This window comes from Micromonospora sp. IBHARD004 (assembly GCF_052814115.1).
The window spans coordinates 1072765-1089486 of sequence record NZ_CP199934.1 but is presented as its reverse complement, the minus strand read 5'-3'; the positions used below and the strand labels follow the sequence as shown (position 1 = coordinate 1089486).

The window sequence follows — 16722 nt, the reverse complement described above, 5'->3', positions numbered from 1 at the left end:
AAGCTCACCCCTCACCTTGTTCCTCGACGTCGCCTGGCGATGCCAAAGGGCTGCTCCCGATGCCGCACATGGACACAGTTCTTCGGCCGGTCATCGCCGGCGAAGAGGCTCATTACCGCGAGGTAGACATTTGAGCGCGGCGGCCTCATTCGGGAAGTGGCCGCGGGACCGGACGGCGCGGCGGATGCTTGCGTTGACGCTTTCGATGGCGTTGGCGACCTTCTCGTCCCGGATCTTCGCGCCCACCGCTGTGCCTGATGATGAGTACGGCACCCAGGCTCGGAGCTCGAAACGCAGAGCGCCGGTAGGCATGCCGCCAGCCGCTGATTGGCTCTCGCCCCGAAACGGCGCGCCAGGGAGACTGCGGATGTGATGCCGTACTTGGGGGAGTTGTGATGCAGGTAGCCGTGGTCACCTTCGACGGGTTCAACGAGCTCGACAGCTTCATCGCTTCCGCGCTGATCAACCGGTGCCGTAAGGACGGCTTGGAGGCCTTCATTACGACGCCGACGCCGGTGGTCACGTCGATGAACGGCGTCGAGGTGACCGGGCAGCGCCCGATGGAGTTCGTGACCGAAGCCGACGTCGTGCTGATCGGTAGCGGGGTGAAGGCGCGAGACGTGGTCGCCGACGACCGGCTGATCTCCAGGCTGCTGCTCGACCCGTCGCGACAGCTGATCGGTGCGCAGTGCTCCGGCGCGCTGGTGCTCGCCCGGCTCGGGTTGCTGGATGGCATGCCGGCTTGCACGGACATGAAGAGCCGGCCCTTTGTCGAAGCCTGCGACGTCACCGTGCTGGACGCGCCGTTCCACGCCGAGGGGAACATCGCTACGGCGGGCGGTTGCCTGGCGTCCCAGTATCTCGCCACGTGGGTGATCACCCGAATACTCGGGGAGGACGCCGCGCGCGACGTCATCGACTACGTGGCTCCGGTCGGCGAAAATCAGGAGACCGTCGAGCGCGCCGTGCGTGCCGTCCACGCGGGCGAGGTTGCACTGCGCTGACGCCCCGCGATCGGCCTTTCGAGGCCGCCTGCAGTCATGGCGACGACTCCTGAGCGCATTGAGGGCGTGGCATTGTCTGAGGTACGCGCGAGCATGTTGCGGTGCTCTCGCCTGGCTGGGCCCGCGCGGCTCTCTCGCAGCCTGTCTTCACGGGCATCTCCCGTCGACACCTGAGACGGCTTGAGAGCCTGGTCCGGGGATGGAGGGGCGCCCCGCCTGTTGCGAGGCCACGCCGCCTGCTGTCGTGACGTGTCGACCACAGACGGCACGTTCGATGCTTCCTCGCTGCTTCCGCGCTGGCGGTCGATCAGTCGGAGATGCCGGTGTGCCCGACGACCTTCTCCACGGTCAGGCGCACCAGCAGCTCGCCCGGCACAGCGTTGCGCGCCCCGTATGCCTCTGCCAGGTCCGGCCCCATGTAGCGCTCGGCGATCCGGATCGCCCACCGCCGCATCTCGGCCAGGTCCTCGGTGATCGTCGCGCGCCCACGCAGCGTCACGAACGCGTACGGCGGGTTTTCTCGTCGTCGACGCACAACACGGCCCTGCCGTCGCGGGCGAGGTTGCGGCCCTTCACCGAGGTCTTGCCGGTGTTGAACAGCACGTCGCCGCCGTCGAGTACGAACCACACTGGGACGACGTGCGGCGAGCCGTCGGCCCGTGTCGTCGCGAGCTTGCCGGTACGGGTGCCGTACGAGACGAACTGCTGCCACTGCCCATCGATCATCGACTTGGCCATGCGGACCATTATGGTGCCGTCCGGCGTCGCAACCATCGCGGACTGCTGCGGCCTGACGCCTCGCTTACAAGGCGCTTTCGGCAAAGGTCGTAGCGTCCGCTGACGTCCACGGGGGTTCGGCTCCGAGGCGACACCCGTCCGCACTCGTCCGGCCTCGGCCGCCACCGTTGATGTCAACGACTGATGTCAGGTCGCCGCTGCTGCCGGCTCCCTGCCCGCCGAGGAGTGACCCCCGTCGGGGGGAGCCCTGTCCTGGTCGTCGAACACTGTCGATGGGTGTCATCCTGTCTGCCTGCGCGCCGGCTGCCTTGCCGCTTCTTATGGCCTTCACCCGTCGCGTTGTAACGCGTTCGCTGACGTTCTGCTGACCGCGTACAGCTTTGATGAGGCTCGGCCTGTGGGTGGTCGCCGCGGTGCGCGAACCGTCCTTCCAGTTCGACCCCCGGCGGGTTATCGCTTTCGTTCGCTCAGGGGCGGGCGTCGAGTAGTTGATCAAGGATGGTCGCGGTGGTGATCAGTGAGAGGTGGCTGAACGCTTGCGGGAAGTTGCCGATCTGCTCGCCGCTGGGTGCGATCTCTTCGGAGTAGAGGCCGAGGGGGCTGCTGTAGGTGAGCATCTTCTCGAAGGTCAGCCTCGCGTCGTCGAGCCGTCCGGACTGCGCGAGGGCCCGTACGTACCAGAACGTGCACATGCTGAAGGTGCCCTCGTTGCCAGGCAGGCCGTCGGGTGAGGCGGCCGGGTCGTACCGGTAGACCAGGCTGCCGGAGACGAGTTTTGCGTCCATGGCCCGCAGCGTCGACTGCCACATCGGGTCCGTTGGCGACACGAATCCGAGGTAGGGCATGACGAGCAGTGACGCGTCGAGGACGTCGGACGTGTAGTGCTGCACGAAGGCACCGCGTTCGGTGTGGAAGCCACGCGCCATGATCTGGTCGTAGATCTGGTTTCGGGTACTCACCCACCGGTTGGTGTCGCCGGGTCGTCCGTGTCGGTGAGCGAGGCGGACAGCTCGGTCGAGGGCTACCCAGGACATCAGGCGCCCGTAGGTGAAGTCCTGCCGGCCGCCGCGGGTTTCCCAGATCCCGTCTTCGGGCTGGTCCCAGTTGTCGCACAGCCAGTCCATCATTCCTGCCGTGTTCCTCCACCCCTGGTGGGTGGTCTGCAGACCGTGACTGTCGGCGACGTGGAGGGCGTCGAGTGCCGCGCCGTAGATGTCGAGTTGCAGTTGGTTGGCGGCGCCGTTGCCGATGCGCACGGGTGCTGATCCGCGGTAGCCCTCGAGGTGGTCGAGTGTCTCCTCGGTGATATCTGGTGAGCCGTCGACGCGGTACATGATCTGCAGCGGCACCTCCCGCTCCTTGGCCTCCCGGATCCGGTAGTCGACCCAGTGCATGTACTGCCACGCTTCGTCGGTGAAGCCCAGGGCGAGCAGCGCGCGCACCGAAATTGCCGCGTCGCGGATCCAGGTGTAGCGGTAGTCCCAGTTGCGTTCCCCGCCGATCTGCTCGGGCAGTCCGGCGGTGGGGGCAGCGACCAGCGCGCCGGTCGGTGCGTACGTCATGAGTTTGAGCGTGATCGCGGAGCGCTCGACCATTTCCCGCCAGCGGCCGGTGTAGCGGGAGCGGTCGAGCCAGCGCCGCCAGAAGTCGCGGGTCTGCTCCAGCAGCTCCTGCACCTCGCCCGGGGTGTAGAAGCGCGGCCGGTCAGGCGACACTCCTGTCTCCAGAACGACACCCCCGGACTCGCCCTCGCGCAGCGTGGCGAGTCTCCATATGCCGCCCTCCTTAGGCCGGACTCCCTGCTCGCCCGGCCGGGTTTCGGGATATCGAATGAGGCTCGTGGCAAGGGAGAGCGCAGGGCTGCGGAATACGTGCCCCTCGGGGTAGGTGTCGATCTCGTGCGGATCCCGCCCGTAGTTGAAGCGGGGTTGGCAGTCGATCCGGAATCGCATCGTGCCTCGGACCATCCGCAGCATCCGCACCAGGAGGTGGCGGTCGGTAGGCTGATCCCCCGCGACGGGCATGAAATCCACCAGCTCACCCACGCCGTCCGCGCTGAGAAAGCGGGTGATCAGGATCGGCGTGCCGGGCAGGTACAACTGCTTACTCACATAGTCGACTCCCTCGGGTGAGACCTTGAAGTGCCCACCCTTGTGCCGATCGAGCAGGCCACCGAACACGCTCGGCGAGTCGAACCGAGGGGCGCAGAACCAGTCCACCGTCCCGTCCATCGCCACCAGCGCCGCCGTCTGCAGGTCACCGATCAAGCCATGTGACTCCACAGCAGGGTACGAATCCACCAGCCCTCCCGCCCTCAATCACACCGAATGCGGGCGGATACCCCTGAACGGGCGGGACACACCCCGTGGCTCGTAACTTCACGCACGTAACGGCCTGACCGGTTACCGGCGGGAAAGCGCAGATGACCCCCCGTCGGGGGGATGCGGACCGGAGTTGTCGGCTGCTGCGGACCCGTATCGGATCATGCCCGGAGAGCAGTTGAGCGTCGTCGTCGTTCGGCGTTCGGCACCGACCCGGATCAGACGTCGCGCTGCCTTCTCGCTGCCCCGCTGCTGCCCCGTGCCTCGCTTACAAGCTCTGCGCGCCCCGTCCGGGGGCGTCCGTCTGGCTCCCTGACGTCGGGCGATCGTCCGCCGGGCGCTGGTCCTGGCCGTCCTCGTCGCTGCGCGTTGCTGTCACGGTTGCTGTCGACGACACAGTGCAAGGTGTAGACATGAGCTCTCTGCCCCAACCCGACGACCTGACGACGCTGGTCATGCGCACCGATTTCAACGACGACGCGGCCTGGAACGCGCTGAAGACGGCCGTTGACAGCGAAGACACCTACCCCAGTGCCACCTACGTCAGTGACCCGCCTACGCCGGTGTGACTATCCAGGCGCTGGCTGACGTCGATGCTGCCGCGAACGACGACGACAGGCTGACCTACCTGTTCCTCGCCGACACGACCACCATGGTTGACGACGAACACCCACTGCTCGCCGTCGACCTGTAGAACGAGCCTGGTCGTACGTTCCGGCTACCACCCCGGTCGTACGCCGACGTCTCTGCCAATCTGACCATCGCGAACATCGACTTCGCCGACTTCGCCGATGCCACCGACGGATCTGGCACATTCCGCGGCTTCGGTAGGGAATCATCGGATGCCGGCACGTAGGTAGCCCGTGGTCACACCGAAGGTGAGCCGGTCGACGATCGCAGCGCAGAGGCGTGGGTCGGTGAAGGTCTTGGTCCATCCGGATAGTGATTCGTTCCCGCGGCCCTAGGGCGCAGCACTATCCAGTCGCGATATCGGTCAAGTCTTCCCGGCACGGCGGCACCACATGCGCCAACCAGCCCGCTTGGTCTCGACACACCCGCTTGGTCTCGACACACCTGAAGGGAACCAATGGAAGATCAGTACCAGGTGGTGCTCGACGGCCTGGAGACGGCCCGAGCGGCCCGGACACGGCCCAGACGGTCCCCTACGACGACCAAGAAGTGCCATCGCCGGCATGTCGGCCGGCCATCAAGTTTCAGAAGGTGCTCGGCGGTCCTGGTCAGGTGTTGCTGGGGCGGTGGGGACCTGGTGGGGAGATCGGCCAGGGGTGTCGTCGTACACCAATGGTGTCGACGATGGCGATGCCGGTGAGGACCGTGCCGGTAGCGATGGCGTTGACGAGCGGTGGCAAGTGCAGCATCGGCGGCAGGAGGCAGGCGAGCGCGACCAGCCCGATGAAAAAGTTTCCGTAGAGGCGGCCGTACACCAGATACCGCAGGAGGGTCCGACCGGCGAGGAACAGCGCGGTACCGCCGAGGACGGTGACGGTCACGGCCGCGCGGGGATGGCCGAGCGGGTCGTCGATGACCAGTTCGTTGCCGACCGAGGTGACGACGAGGCCGGCGATCATGACCAGGTGGGTGTAGGACACCAGGGTGCCGAGACGGTCGGGGTTGGCCGAGGCCTGGATGGCTGGCCCGAAGTCTTCGCCGGCGCGGAAAAGGTAGACCCGCCAGATCAATGCCGTGATGACGAATGTCACCACGAACGCCACGGTCTGCTCGGTAGCAAAGCCGCGACCGGTGAGGCTCGATCCGATGGCCAGAACGACTTCGCCGAGGCCGATGATGAACAGTGACCGGTGACGGTCGGCCAGGTACTCGCCGCCGGCCGGCACCTGCGCACCGGCCAGGCGCCTGAGTCCTGGCAGGGGGTAGTTGAACCACCGTGCGACGTAGCTGACGGCAACCGCGAGCGTCCACAGCGCCGTTCGTGCTGTGCCTGAGGCGACCGCCCCGGCCAGCCAGGGCACCGCGGTGGCGGCGTGCCAGATCACCGCCCGTGCGGCAACATGTTGCAGCTCCTGGCCCCGCAACAGGAGCGCGAGGAACAGACTGCGGCCGATCTGGATGGCAAGGTAGGTGACTGCGAAGATCAGGCCGGTCTTGCCGAACGCTTCGGGGACCGCCGCGGAGAGCACCAGGGCACCCAGCATGGTGGCGAGGACCAGCACTTGGATCGGTGGCCGCCGCGGGTTCAACTGTCCGGTCGCCCGCGCGGTGAGGGACCACACCTCTCCGATGGCCAGCAGCAGCACCAGTGCCTGGAACGCGCCGGACCAGGTCAGGTTGTTGAGCAGCTGCTGGGCGAGCGCGCGGAGCGCGAAGACGAACACGACATCGAAGAACAGCTCCAGTAATGACGCTCGCGCGACGTCCTCGAGCTTGCGAAACACTCCGCTTGTGCCACTCGTCGTCACCGGCCTGTCCGTTCCTTCCGGTCTTAGGGCGGTATTAGAGTATCCCTCACCTTTCGCCCATACGCCCAAGTTCTGCGCTCTTCTCAAGATCGTCTAGCCGGTACTGTCACGGATCATGTGACGTCGATCCGTCACCGATCAACTGAAGCCCGGCATGCTGGCAGCCAGTCGGTCGAACGTGTGTTCGACTAAGCTGCACCGGGTGGAGGTACATGGTCGCTGGTGGAACCAGTCGTGGGGTCGCATGGCCCGGCGCGACAGCTGGCTGCTGACGGACGGTCGGCTCTGGCGGGTCCGTGGCCGCCTCGGCGGTGACGGAGGGCAGGAGATGTCCTACGACTTCACCGACGAAGCCTCCGCTCGAACGATGATCGACCGAATGATGAAGACCTCCGCCGGTACCTGGCGGGATCTCACAGAGGCGGTCCGGCATGAGTCCAACCGTCGGCAGTAAGTAGTGCAGATTGACCATCTGCGGTTGGCTCCAGCAGGTGGTCAATCGGAACCGTAACCGGGATGCCAGGATTCTGCGCGGATGGCGTCCAGGTGCCCGTCGGCCACTCGGCGAAGCAGCGTGAAGGTGTCGTGTCGGGAAACGTCAGTGCGGTGGAACGCTTCTCCTCCCGGTTCGGTGTTCTCCAGAACTACCAGCCCACGGGCACCGGCAAACACGCCGATTGCCCAACCCGACGACCTCTCGGACAGCCAGATGTCACCGTGCTCGGCGTCGTCCTCATCATGGTCCGGCTCCAGGAGCGCTTCGATGATCATCTCGTCCGATCCCTCGTCCGTGTTCTCAGAGTTGCCATAGCGATGCAGTAGCGAGTACCTCACAGCGCGGTCCACTCTTCATTCGTTCCTACGGAACCCGTCTGGGTTGTCCACCCGCCATTCGGTGCTGTACCGGCCTTGGTCAACGGCAGGTGTCTGCCCGGACATGCGTACCGCACCACGGCGGTAGGTCGGCTGCCCACACCCGCCAGCCGCCGGCGTCTCGCCGCGTCTCGAACCGCCACGGGTGGTCTGTTCCGCTGAGGCTGGTCGGTCCGTTCCACCAGATCGCGCGGACGTGCGCGGTTACCGTCGCGCGGCTGTCGCCCTGGTCCTCGACGTCGATCGGTCCGACCGTCTCTAGCTTCGACGGCACGTTGGCGCGCTCCATCTCGGTACCGGCGCCACTGCCGCAGCAGTTCCTCATGCCGCTCGTTGACCAGAACCCGCGACAGCCCCAGCTCCTCGCCGCTGCTCATCCGGAGCACATACACGTTGACCGCAGCGTCCGGCGTCGCCTCACCTCGCTCTGCCTCGGCTTGCCAGGGCGTGCCCGCCCGGGTTCTCATGGAACTCCTCGGTCACTCCCAGATCGGCCTCACCATGAACATCTACAGTCACGTCATGCCCACTCAGCTCGTCCAGGCTGCCGACGCGATGGAGAACGTGCTGTGGGGCGAGGGGAAGTAACTGTGGCTACTCGCTTGGCTACTTCCGCCGTCAGGAACGACAAAGGGCGTCCGTCATGTCTGACGAACGCCCTGGTCGTGAAGGGTGGAGCCGAGGGGACTCGAACCCCTGACCCCCACACTGCCAGTGTGGTGCGCTACCAGCTGCGCCACGGCCCCTTGTTGTCGTCCCGGTCGCCCGGGCACGCAGAGAACTATACACACGCCGGTCGGCATGGTCATCTCGCGGGGGTCCCCCGGCGTGGGGCTCAGTTGAGGGCCACGTCCGGCGGGAAGTGGGCCACCGCCGCCATCATGCCGCCCTGCCGGCGCAGCACCATTGGCCAGAGGTCGTCCGGCCGGTCGACGAAGGCGTCGCCGGGCAGCGCGTCGAGCACGAACCAGGACCCGTCCTCGATCTCCCGCTCCAGCTGGCCCGCGCCCCAGCCCGAGTAGCCGGCGAAGACCCGGACGCCGCCGACGGCGTCCCGCAGCCGCTCCGGGTCCACCGAGAGGTCGATGGTGCCCACCGCGCCGGAGACCCGGTGGAAGCCCTTCACCGGCTTGATCGGGTGCCGCATCCGGGCCAGGCAGATGGCCGAGTCCGGCTGCACCGGGCCGCCCTCGAAGAGCACCGCGGGGTGGCGGGCCAGGTCGCTCCAATCCCCGAGGACATCGGCGACCGGCACCTCGGTGGCGCGGTTGAGCACCACGCCGAGGGCGCCGCCGGGCTCGTGGGCGACCAGCAGCACGACCGTACGGTCGAAGTTCGGGTCCTTCAGCGCCGGAGTCGCGACCAGCAGCCGTCCGGTCATCGACTCCATGGCCCGACCACCGATCGCCTGCCCCTCCTGCATGTCGGACATTCGTCACCCGCACGCCGGGACAGGGGACCCGGCGCCGTGGACCATCCGCGCTGTCAACGCCATGCCTGGCACCATAGCCTGCGCCCCGCACGCTGGCTAAGGTCTGACGGGCGGGTGATCGAACATGATTGAGGGAGTTTCGATGGGGCCGACGGCCGAGCTGGCGGTGATCGGCGGGTCGGGGCTCTACGCCTTGCTCGACGCCGCCACCGAACACGTGCTGGAGACGCCGTACGGGGCTCCGTCGGACGCGATCACCATCGCCGAGGTGGGCGGTCGCCGGGTGGCGTTCCTGCCCCGGCACGGACGCGACCACCGCTACCCACCGCACCTGATCCCCTACCGGGCCAACCTCTGGGCGCTGCGTTCCCTCGGGGTACGCCAGGTGCTCGCCCCCTGCGCGGTCGGCGGCCTGCGGCCGGAGCTCGGCCCGGGCACCTTCGTGGTACCGGACCAGCTCATCGACCGGACCAGCGGGCGCGCCCAGACCTACTACGACCGGGGTGCGGTGCACGTCTCGTTCGCCGACCCGTACTGCCCCACCGGACGTCGCACCCTGCTGGTCGCGGCGGCGGGCCGGGACGTGCCGGCGGTCGACGGGGGGACGGTGGTGGTGGTCGAGGGGCCGCGCTTCTCCACCCGGGCCGAGTCCCGCTGGTTCGCCGCGATCGGCGGGTCGGTGGTCAACATGACCGGCCATCCGGAGGCGGTGCTCGCCCGCGAGCTGGCCCTCTGCTACACCTCGATCGCGCTCGTCACCGACTTGGACGCGGGTGTGGAGAGCGGAGAGTCGGTCACCCAGGAGGAGGTGTTCCGGGTCTTCGCGGAGAACACCGACCGGCTGCGCGGGGTGCTGCTGGACGCGGTGGCCGCGCTGCCCGCCGAGCGGGACTGCCCCTGCGGCCACGCGCTGGACGGGATCAAGCTGCCGTTCCCGCTGCCCTGACGGCCGGTGCCCCCGCGAGACCTAGGAAGTGCCCGAAAAGCCCGGCCCGCCCCGATAGATTCGGCTGGTCGGGGGACTGATCACGAGCCGTCTCCGGCGCCGCAACAACAGACGGAGGCAGCCGGCGATGGCAACGGTTCGCGACACCACGTACGGCCTGCTGCGCGAGCTGGACCTGACCATCATCTTCGGCAACCCCGGCTCCACCGAGGAGCCCTTCCTGCAGGGCTTCCCGGCCGACTTCCGCTACGTGCACGCCCTGCACGAGGCGTCGGCGATGGCCATGGCCGACGGGTACGCGCAGGCCACCGGGAGGCCCGCCCACGTCAACCTGCACACCGCCCCGGGCACCGGCAACGGCATGGGCAACCTGGTCACCGCCTGGCACAACAAAACCCCGCTCATCGTCACGGCCGGCCAGCAGAACCGGGAGATGCTGCTGATCGAACCCCGGCTGGCCAGCCGCCGGGCGGCGGAGCTCACCCAGCCGTACGTGAAGTGGAGCTACGAGCCGGTCCGGGCGCAGGACATCCCGGCGGCGTTCATGCGGGCGTACGCGACGGCGGTGCAGCCCCCGGCCGGGCCGGTCTTCCTCTCGCTGCCGCTGGACGACTGGGACCGGCCGGCGGACCCGTCGCCGCAGGTGCGGGAGGTGGCCACCCGGTACGCGCCGGACCCGGTGCGGCTGCGCGACTTCGCCGCCGTGCTGGCGGCCAGCCGCTCCCCGGTGCTCGTGCTCGGCGCGGCGGTGGACCGGGCCGGTGCCTGGCCGGCGGCGGTCGCCCTGGCCGAGCGGCTGGCCGCGCCGGTCTGGTCCGCCCCGGCGCCGGAGCGGGCCGTCTTCCCCGAGGACCATCCGCACTTCCGGGGCGTGCTTCCGTACGCGATCGGGCCGCTGGCGGAGGCGCTGCGCGGCCACGACACGGTGCTGGTGCTCGGCGCGCCGGTGTTCCGCTACTACCCGCACGTGCCGGGCGACTACCTGCCGGCCGGCGCGCGGCTGCTGCACGTCACCGACGACCCGGACGAGTCGGCCCGGGCCCCGGTCGGCGAGAGCGCGCTCGGCGACGCCGGGCTGACCCTCGCGGGCCTGCTGGACCTGCTGCCGGCGACGGACCGCCCCGCCCCGGCCGCCCGCCCCGAGCCGGAACCGCCCGCGGAGTCGAGCCCGCCGAGCGCGGACGCCCTCTTCGCCGCGCTGGCCCGGCACTGGCCGGCCGACGGGGTGCTGGTGCAGGAGTCCCCGTCCAACCTCGCCGCGCTGCGCCGCCGGCTGCGGATCACCCGACCCGGGTCGTACTTCACGATGGCCAGCGGTGGGCTGGGGTTCGGGCTGCCGGCGGCGGTGGGGATCGCGCTGGCGGAGCGGGACACCGGGCGCGGCCGGCCGGTGGTGGCGGTGATCGGCGACGGTTCGTTCCACTACTCGGTGCAGGCGCTCTGGACCGCCGCCCAGCTGCGACTGCCGCTGCCCGTCGTGGTCCCGGTCAACCACCAGTACGCGATCCTCAAAGCGTTCGCCGAGCTGAAGCACACGCCCGGGGTGCCCGCGCTCGACCTGCCCGGGCTGGACGTCGCCGCCGTCGCGCGCGGCTACGGCTGCGCGGCGGAGGTGGTGGACCGGCTCGACCAGCTCGGCGACGCCCTGGGCGCGGCCCTCGCCGCCGACCGGCCGACGGTGCTGCCGGTGCCGATCAGCCTCGACGTCCCGCGCATCCTGTAGCCGTCGCCCGCCCTGAGGCGGGTCAGCGCGGGCCGACCACCAGCGGCGCACCGGTGAGCACGTCGAGCACCGGTCGTACGCCCAGCGGGGCCCGCAGCGTGACGGTGACCGGATGGATGAGCAGCTGGTCGGTGCAGCCGCCGGTCGAGCGGGTGACGCCCCCGCCGACCACCACCACGTCGTCGCGCTCCAGCACCAGCGGGGTGATGCCGGTGTCGCAGGCGCCGACCCCGAGCCGGTAGGTCAGCCGGGCGCCCTCGGCGGGCGCCGCCAGGTCCTGCGCACCGACCACGCCGTCGGGCGCCGGCCGGGTCGGCGCCACCCCCTCCGGTACGGCGGCGACTGCGCTCGCTGCGACGGCGAGCCGGGCCACCGGGACCTTCAGCTCCGTCACGGTGAAGAGCCAGGCGGGCACGTCGGCGACGCCCCGGCTGGTCCGGACGGGTGCGGTGCCCAGCCGTAGGGCGGTCACGGTCAGCGGGATGCAGGCGCGCGGATCGGCGGGGCTGCTGACCGGGCCGTCCGGCCCGGGTTCGATCGTCGGGCCGTCCTTGGGCCGCCCGGGTTCCTTCGGCCGACCGTCGCAGGCCGGCGGATCGCCCTGGTCCAGCCGGGCGTACGCCTCGGCGGCGCTGACCAGCGGCACCCGCAGGGTCCCGTCCGGGAACCGGACGGTGCCGTCGTCCGGCTTCGCGCTGGGCAGCGCGATCTGGTCGCGGTACCAGCCCGCCCGGAACGCCGCCTCGGTGTCGGGGCCGAAGCCGGGGTCGCCGGTCAGCACCGTGGCGTCCTGCAGCGGTACATAGCCGGTACGCCACGCCGGGCCGGGGCGCCAGGCCTCAGCCACCTCGACGGCCCGCTGGTCGAACGCCTCCCAGCGGTGGTCGGGGCTGCCGGCGGAGGGCCCGCCGGCCGCCGGGCCGGAGCCGGCCGGGGCGCAGCCGGCGGCGACCAGGAGGGGCAGCCCCAGCAGGGCGATCGCGCGACGCATGCCTCTTGGACGCCGCGCCCGCCCCACCGGTTCCCGCCCACGTCCCCGGGCATCGGCGGCCGGGCCGCCGGCCCGGACATGCCCGGCCCGGACCAGGCGCAGCGAGGGACCCGCGCTCAGGTCTCCCCGCCCAGGTCGGCCTCGTACGCCTCCCAGAGCAGGTCGGCGCCGCGCTGCCGGTGCCGGTGCAGCGCCCGCAGGAGCTGCCCCGCCCGCCCGCACAGCTCCTCGTCCGGCACGCCGGGCAGCTCGGCGACGTGCTGGAGGGCGGTGATCGCCGTGGCGATGGCGGCGTGCTCCCGGGTGAGCAGGCGGACTCCCCGGTCCAGGCGCGGGGCGTGGTGCAGCAGCTCCGCGTAGAAGCCGGTGGGTCCCTCGGTGACCCGGACGTGCTCGGCGAAGCCCTGCCGGACCGGGTCGAGGCGGGTGATCAGCCGCTGCCGCCAGCGGGGTTCTCCGGCCGGCGCGGCGAGCGCCCGGGCGAGGGCGTGGATGTCGCCGAGGTGGGTGGGCCGGTGCTGGCGCGCGGCGGGCGGACGGGCCGCCGCGACGACGGTGGACGGCTGCTGGATCGGACCGGTGACCATGGGCACCTCCCGCACTGCTGCGCTACCGCGTACAGCGATGGTGGACCCGGCCGACGGCCCTGTCCAGGGCCCTCGAACGCCTCATCTGCCCCATTCGCCCCACCGGCCCCAGAAGTGCTCACAGGCCCAGCGGGTTGCCCGCCATGGTGCGGAGCTGGCCGGCGAGGACGTGCGCGTCGGCGTCCCGGCCGCCGGTCGGACGCCCCGCGGTGATCGCGTCGGCGAGCGCCCGCAGCTCGTGCGGTGAGAGCGTGGCCAATCCCATGCCCTGCAGCGGGATGGTGACCCGGCGGCCGGTCCCCCGGTCCCGGGCGACCACGGTGGGCACGCGGACCACCGACTCGTCCCGGATTCGTTGGGCGACGGCCCCGGCGGTGACCTCGGCGGTGGCCAGGTCGACGGTGCGGGTGCCCAGGGCGCCGCGGACCGAGGCCCGGGTCCCCTCCAGCCAGGCGGCGGTGCGCAGCACCCGCAGCACGAGGTAGAGCCCGAGCAGCACGAACGGGACGCCGCAGAGGCCGATGAGCCGGCCGGGTCCCGTCGTTTCGGTGCCGCCGGAGAGGTCCGGCGGGAGCATGCCGGGCGGCAGGTCCCGCGCCTCGTCGTACGACGGGAGCGGGTCGCCGAAGCCGGTGAGCCGGCCGAGCAGCCGGTCGGCGAGCACGGGCAGCAGCACGAAGACCGTGCCGAAGCCGGCGAAGAGGACGCCCACCACCGCCGCGAACACGCGTTGCCCAGGCGCGGCGCCCACCGACAGGCGGAGCTTCTCGTTCGTCACAGGCGGCAGCCTAGGCCGGCCGGGCAACGGGGGTGGACCGCCGGGGGTGGGGTCCGGAGACGACTGTGCGCCCCGGTCCAGGTGGACCGGGGCGCACAGTTCAGGTGGTGGAGGTGCCGGGAATCGAACCCGGGTCCTTCGCCGGTTTGTCAGGGCTTCTCCGAGCGCAGCTCGCTGTGCCTCTACTCGGCCCCACCGCTCACGCGAGCAAGTTGGTGTGACGGGCCCAGTCGCTGATTAATCTCGCCGCACGGACCCCGCGACCGGGTCCGGTTGGCCAGCCTTCTAGCTGATGCCGGCTAACTGGGTCGAAGGCGCTCCCAGGCCGACAGACTCACTACTCGCCTCAGGCGGCGAGAGCGAAGTCAGCGCGATTGTTCTTGGCGCTTATTGGTTTCCGACGAACGATTCTCGAGACGACGTCGGCTTCCTCGGCTCGCTTCCCCTGCCGCAACGTACGAAGTCGAAACCAGTCACCCCCTCGTGAGGCCACCTTCGTGGTGGCACTGACAAGCGTAACGCCTGCCGCAACGGGTTTCATCCCGAGCCCCGGGCCGGCGTGCCGACCGGGACAGAGCGGACAAATCAGTCATCCATTCCCTTGCCGCGCCGACCGGCCACCCGGGCGATCTCCCGGTCCGCGTCCCGCTTGGCGAGGTCCTGCCGCTTGTCGTACGACTTCTTACCCTTGGCCAGGGCGATCTCCACCTTGGCCCAGCCGTCCGAGAAGTAGACCTGCAACGGCACCATGGTCAGGCCGCCCTCGCGGGTCTTGCCGATCAGCCGGTCGATCTCCAGCCGGTTGAGCAGCAGCTTGCGGGTACGCCGGGGCTCGTGGTTGGTCCAGGTGCCCTGGGTGTACTCCGGGATGTGCATGCCGTGCAGGTAGAGCTCGCCGTTGCGCTCCTGGGCGAACGCGTCGACCAGCGACGCCCGCCCGGCCCGCAGCGACTTGACCTCGGTGCCGGTCAACGCCATGCCCGCCTCGTACGTGTCGAGGATGGCGTAGTCGTGCCGCGCCTTCTTGTTGGAGGCGACCACCTTGCGACCCTTTTCCCGTGGCATCGGCGCCACCCCCTTCCGAATGACCCACGACCGGTGGCCGGCCGCGGGGCGGAGATCATGCTACCCGAATGACAAGGACCCTCCCGCGCCGTTTATTCCAGGCGCGGGAGGGTCCTCGGAGAGCCGGTGTGCGACTAGACGCGCAGGTAGAACCGGAGCGTGACCCAGGCGGTGATGGCGCTGACCAGACCACCGACGCCCGCCATCAGCGGGAACATCAGGAGGATGTCCCCCCAGGAGACCGGCGTGATCAGGCCCTCGAGGGCCTGCATCGACCCGCCGCTGGCGAAGACCTTCAGGGCGGCCAGCGCGACCAGGCCGAGGATCGAACCGATCAGGCCGGCGACCACGGCCTCCAGTACGAACGGCGCCTGGATGAACCAGTTGGAGGCGCCGACCAGCTTCATGACCGCGACCTCACGCCGCTTGCTGTAGGCGGCCACCTGGATGGTGTTGGCCACCAGGAGCAGCGCGGCGATCGCCATCACGATCGCGATGGCCAGCGCGAAGTTCTGGATCCCGGTGAGGACGCCGAAGACCTTGTCGAGCAGCTTGCTCTGGTCGACGATCTCGTCGACCCCCTCGGCGCCCTTGTACTGGTCGTAGATGTTCTTGTACTGCTCGGGGTTGACCAGCTTGAGCCGGAACGACTCGGGCAACTGGTCCGCCTTGACCGCGTTCACCAGGTCCGGAGCGTCGGCGTACATCTGCTGGAAGCGCTTGTACGCCTCGTCCTTGTTGACGTACGTGACCTCCTTCACCAGGGGGTCGCTCTTCAGCTTGGCGTCGAGATCGTTGCGCTGCTGCTCGTTGACGTCGGTCTTCAGGAAGATCGAGACCTCGATGTTCTCGTAGTAGAGGTCCTTCATGTCGCCGACCTTCTGGAACAGCAGACCGCTGCCGCCCAGCATGAACAGTGACACCGCCAGCGTGATGATCATGGCGATGGTCATTGTGACGTTGCGCCACAGTCCGACCAGTACCTCGGACAGGACGTATTTCACGCGCATCGGGAATTCCTCCGGCTCTCCGGCATGAGGTGTTCGTCGTCAGGGTCTACGGCTCGCGGCCGAGCGTCGGCTCAGCCGTAGACGCCGCGGGCCTGGTCGCGCACGATGCGGCCGCTCTCGATCTCGACGACGCGGCGGCGCATCTGGTTCACGATGTTGGAGTCGTGCGTGACCATCACGACGGTGGTGCCGGTGCGGTTGATCCGGTCCAGCAGGCGCATGATCTCGATCGAGGTGTCCGGGTCCAGGTTTCCGGTCGGCTCGTCCGCCAGCAGGATCAGCGGACGGTTCACGAACGCCCGGGCGACGGCGACCCGCTGCTGCTCACCACCGGAGAGCTCGTGCGGGTAACGGTGCTCCTTGCCACCGAGCCCGACCAGCTCCAGCACCTCCGGCACGACCCGGCGGGCGACCGCCTTGGTCTTGCCGATCACCTCGAGGGCGAACGCCACGTTCTCGTAGGCGGTGCGGTTGGGCAGCAGCCGGAAGTCCTGGAAGACGCAGCCGATGGAACGCCGGAAGTGGGGTCGCTTCCAGGATCGCATCGAGGTGACGTCCTTGCCGTTCACGACGACGCGACCCTTGTTGGGGCTGACCTCGTGCAGCAGCATCTTGATGATCGTGGACTTGCCGGAGCCCGATGGACCGATGAAGAAGACGAACTCGCCCTTCTCGATCGAGACGGACACGTTGTCGAGCGAAGGCCGGGACGCCTTCGGGTACGTCTTCGTCACTTGCTCAAGCTGAATCACGGGTGGTGAGTCTACGCGGTGTAATCGGAGAGCCAAGCCCCACGCCCCCCAGGAGCGGGGCGCG

Annotated in this window: 17 protein-coding genes, 1 tRNA gene, 1 other RNA gene and 3 pseudogenes; 6 read left to right on the top strand and 16 right to left on the bottom strand. The window is 69.4% G+C overall.

Going from position 1 to position 16722, the window contains the following annotated elements:
• Positions 1-123: 123 nt before the first annotated feature.
• Positions 124-213 (bottom strand): annotated as a pseudogene (locus ACTWO6_RS05390) (transposase); the annotation flags it as partial.
• Between the two features lie 182 nt (positions 214-395).
• Between ACTWO6_RS05390 and ACTWO6_RS05385 the strand changes: the two are divergent.
• Complete coding sequence (locus ACTWO6_RS05385; protein ID WP_446218532.1) at positions 396-1004, top strand: DJ-1/PfpI family protein; 609 nt, start codon at positions 396-398, stop codon at positions 1002-1004.
• Positions 1005-1311: 307 nt separating this feature from the next.
• Here the strand turns inward: ACTWO6_RS05385 and ACTWO6_RS05380 are convergent, their stop codons facing one another.
• From ACTWO6_RS05380 to ACTWO6_RS05370, 3 genes are all read right to left on the bottom strand, one after another.
• Positions 1312-1503 carry a hypothetical protein gene (locus ACTWO6_RS05380; RefSeq protein WP_446218531.1) on the bottom strand — a complete coding sequence of 64 codons (192 nt, stop codon included), beginning with the start codon at positions 1501-1503 and terminating at the stop codon, positions 1312-1314.
• The gene (locus ACTWO6_RS05375) at positions 1500-1742 is read right to left on the bottom strand and encodes a pyridoxamine 5'-phosphate oxidase family protein (protein ID WP_446218530.1); all 243 of its coding nucleotides are present in this window, start codon (positions 1740-1742) and stop codon (positions 1500-1502) included. The genes ACTWO6_RS05380 and ACTWO6_RS05375 overlap by 4 nt, the downstream gene beginning before the upstream one ends.
• Positions 1743-2209: 467 nt before the next feature.
• On the bottom strand, positions 2210-4042 hold the full coding sequence (locus tag ACTWO6_RS05370) for a glycoside hydrolase family 15 protein (RefSeq protein WP_446218529.1): 1833 nt from the start codon (positions 4040-4042) through the stop codon (positions 2210-2212).
• Between the two features lie 434 nt (positions 4043-4476).
• On the opposite strand from ACTWO6_RS05370, the pseudogene ACTWO6_RS05365 reads away from it, so the two are divergent.
• Positions 4477-4919 (top strand): annotated as a pseudogene (locus tag ACTWO6_RS05365) (DUF6924 domain-containing protein).
• Positions 4920-4928: 9 nt separating this feature from the next.
• Here ACTWO6_RS05365 and ACTWO6_RS05360 read toward each other — a convergent pair.
• Both ACTWO6_RS05360 and ACTWO6_RS05355 read right to left on the bottom strand, forming a co-directional pair.
• Positions 4929-5015: pseudogene (locus ACTWO6_RS05360) on the bottom strand (IS21-like element helper ATPase IstB); the annotation flags it as partial.
• A gap of 286 nt (positions 5016-5301) precedes the next feature.
• Positions 5302-6501, bottom strand: a complete 1200-nt coding sequence (locus ACTWO6_RS05355) for a low temperature requirement protein A (RefSeq protein WP_446218528.1) — start codon at positions 6499-6501, stop codon at positions 5302-5304.
• A 202-nt stretch (positions 6502-6703) separates the two neighbouring features.
• On the opposite strand from ACTWO6_RS05355, the gene ACTWO6_RS05350 reads away from it, so the two are divergent.
• Entirely contained in the window at positions 6704-6955 is a 252-nt protein-coding gene (locus ACTWO6_RS05350; protein ID WP_446218527.1) for a hypothetical protein, read from the top strand.
• Between the two features lie 41 nt (positions 6956-6996).
• On the opposite strand, the gene ACTWO6_RS05345 is transcribed toward ACTWO6_RS05350, so the two are convergent.
• A complete protein-coding gene (locus tag ACTWO6_RS05345; protein WP_446218526.1) occupies positions 6997-7272 on the bottom strand; it encodes a hypothetical protein in 276 nt (91 codons plus the stop codon).
• Positions 7273-7839: 567 nt separating this feature from the next.
• On the opposite strand from ACTWO6_RS05345, the gene ACTWO6_RS05340 reads away from it, so the two are divergent.
• Positions 7840-7962, top strand: coding sequence for a hypothetical protein (locus ACTWO6_RS05340; RefSeq protein WP_446218525.1), 123 nt, complete (start codon positions 7840-7842; stop codon positions 7960-7962).
• 85 nt (positions 7963-8047) lie between these two features.
• Here the strand turns inward: ACTWO6_RS05340 and ACTWO6_RS05335 are convergent.
• Positions 8048-8120: transfer RNA gene (locus ACTWO6_RS05335), tRNA-Ala, on the bottom strand.
• 89 nt (positions 8121-8209) lie between these two features.
• Complete coding sequence (locus tag ACTWO6_RS05330) at positions 8210-8806, bottom strand: YqgE/AlgH family protein (RefSeq protein ID WP_446218524.1); 597 nt, start codon at positions 8804-8806, stop codon at positions 8210-8212.
• A 142-nt stretch (positions 8807-8948) separates the two neighbouring features.
• Between ACTWO6_RS05330 and ACTWO6_RS05325 the strand changes: the two genes are divergently transcribed.
• Both ACTWO6_RS05325 and mdlC read left to right on the top strand, forming a co-directional pair.
• Positions 8949-9752 (top strand): S-methyl-5'-thioadenosine phosphorylase, encoded by an 804-nt coding sequence (locus ACTWO6_RS05325; protein WP_446220564.1) that lies wholly within the window; start codon positions 8949-8951, stop codon positions 9750-9752.
• 127 nt (positions 9753-9879) lie between these two features.
• A complete protein-coding gene (gene mdlC / locus ACTWO6_RS05320; RefSeq protein ID WP_446218523.1) occupies positions 9880-11475 on the top strand; it encodes a benzoylformate decarboxylase in 1596 nt (531 codons plus the stop codon).
• A 22-nt stretch (positions 11476-11497) separates the two neighbouring features.
• Here mdlC and ACTWO6_RS05315 read toward each other — a convergent pair whose 3' ends face one another.
• The 7 genes from ACTWO6_RS05315 to ftsE all read right to left on the bottom strand — a co-directional run bounded on the left by ACTWO6_RS05315 (position 11498) and on the right by ftsE (position 16658).
• The gene (locus ACTWO6_RS05315; RefSeq protein ID WP_446218522.1) at positions 11498-12466 is read right to left on the bottom strand and encodes a hypothetical protein; all 969 of its coding nucleotides are present in this window, start codon (positions 12464-12466) and stop codon (positions 11498-11500) included.
• Positions 12467-12582: 116 nt separating this feature from the next.
• A complete protein-coding gene (locus ACTWO6_RS05310) occupies positions 12583-13053 on the bottom strand; it encodes a hypothetical protein (RefSeq protein WP_446218521.1) in 471 nt (156 codons plus the stop codon).
• Between the two features lie 118 nt (positions 13054-13171).
• Complete coding sequence (locus tag ACTWO6_RS05305; RefSeq protein ID WP_446218520.1) at positions 13172-13831, bottom strand: hypothetical protein; 660 nt, start codon at positions 13829-13831, stop codon at positions 13172-13174.
• 105 nt (positions 13832-13936) lie between these two features.
• Positions 13937-14312: a transfer-messenger RNA gene (gene ssrA, locus ACTWO6_RS05300) on the bottom strand.
• Positions 14313-14416: 104 nt separating this feature from the next.
• Positions 14417-14896, bottom strand: a complete 480-nt coding sequence (gene smpB, locus ACTWO6_RS05295; RefSeq protein ID WP_088964850.1) for an SsrA-binding protein SmpB — start codon at positions 14894-14896, stop codon at positions 14417-14419.
• A 134-nt stretch (positions 14897-15030) separates the two neighbouring features.
• A complete protein-coding gene (gene ftsX, locus ACTWO6_RS05290) occupies positions 15031-15906 on the bottom strand; it encodes a permease-like cell division protein FtsX (RefSeq protein WP_446218519.1) in 876 nt (291 codons plus the stop codon).
• A 71-nt stretch (positions 15907-15977) separates the two neighbouring features.
• On the bottom strand, positions 15978-16658 hold the full coding sequence (gene ftsE, locus ACTWO6_RS05285; protein ID WP_109802316.1) for a cell division ATP-binding protein FtsE: 681 nt from the start codon (positions 16656-16658) through the stop codon (positions 15978-15980).
• Positions 16659-16722 lie beyond the last annotated feature (64 nt).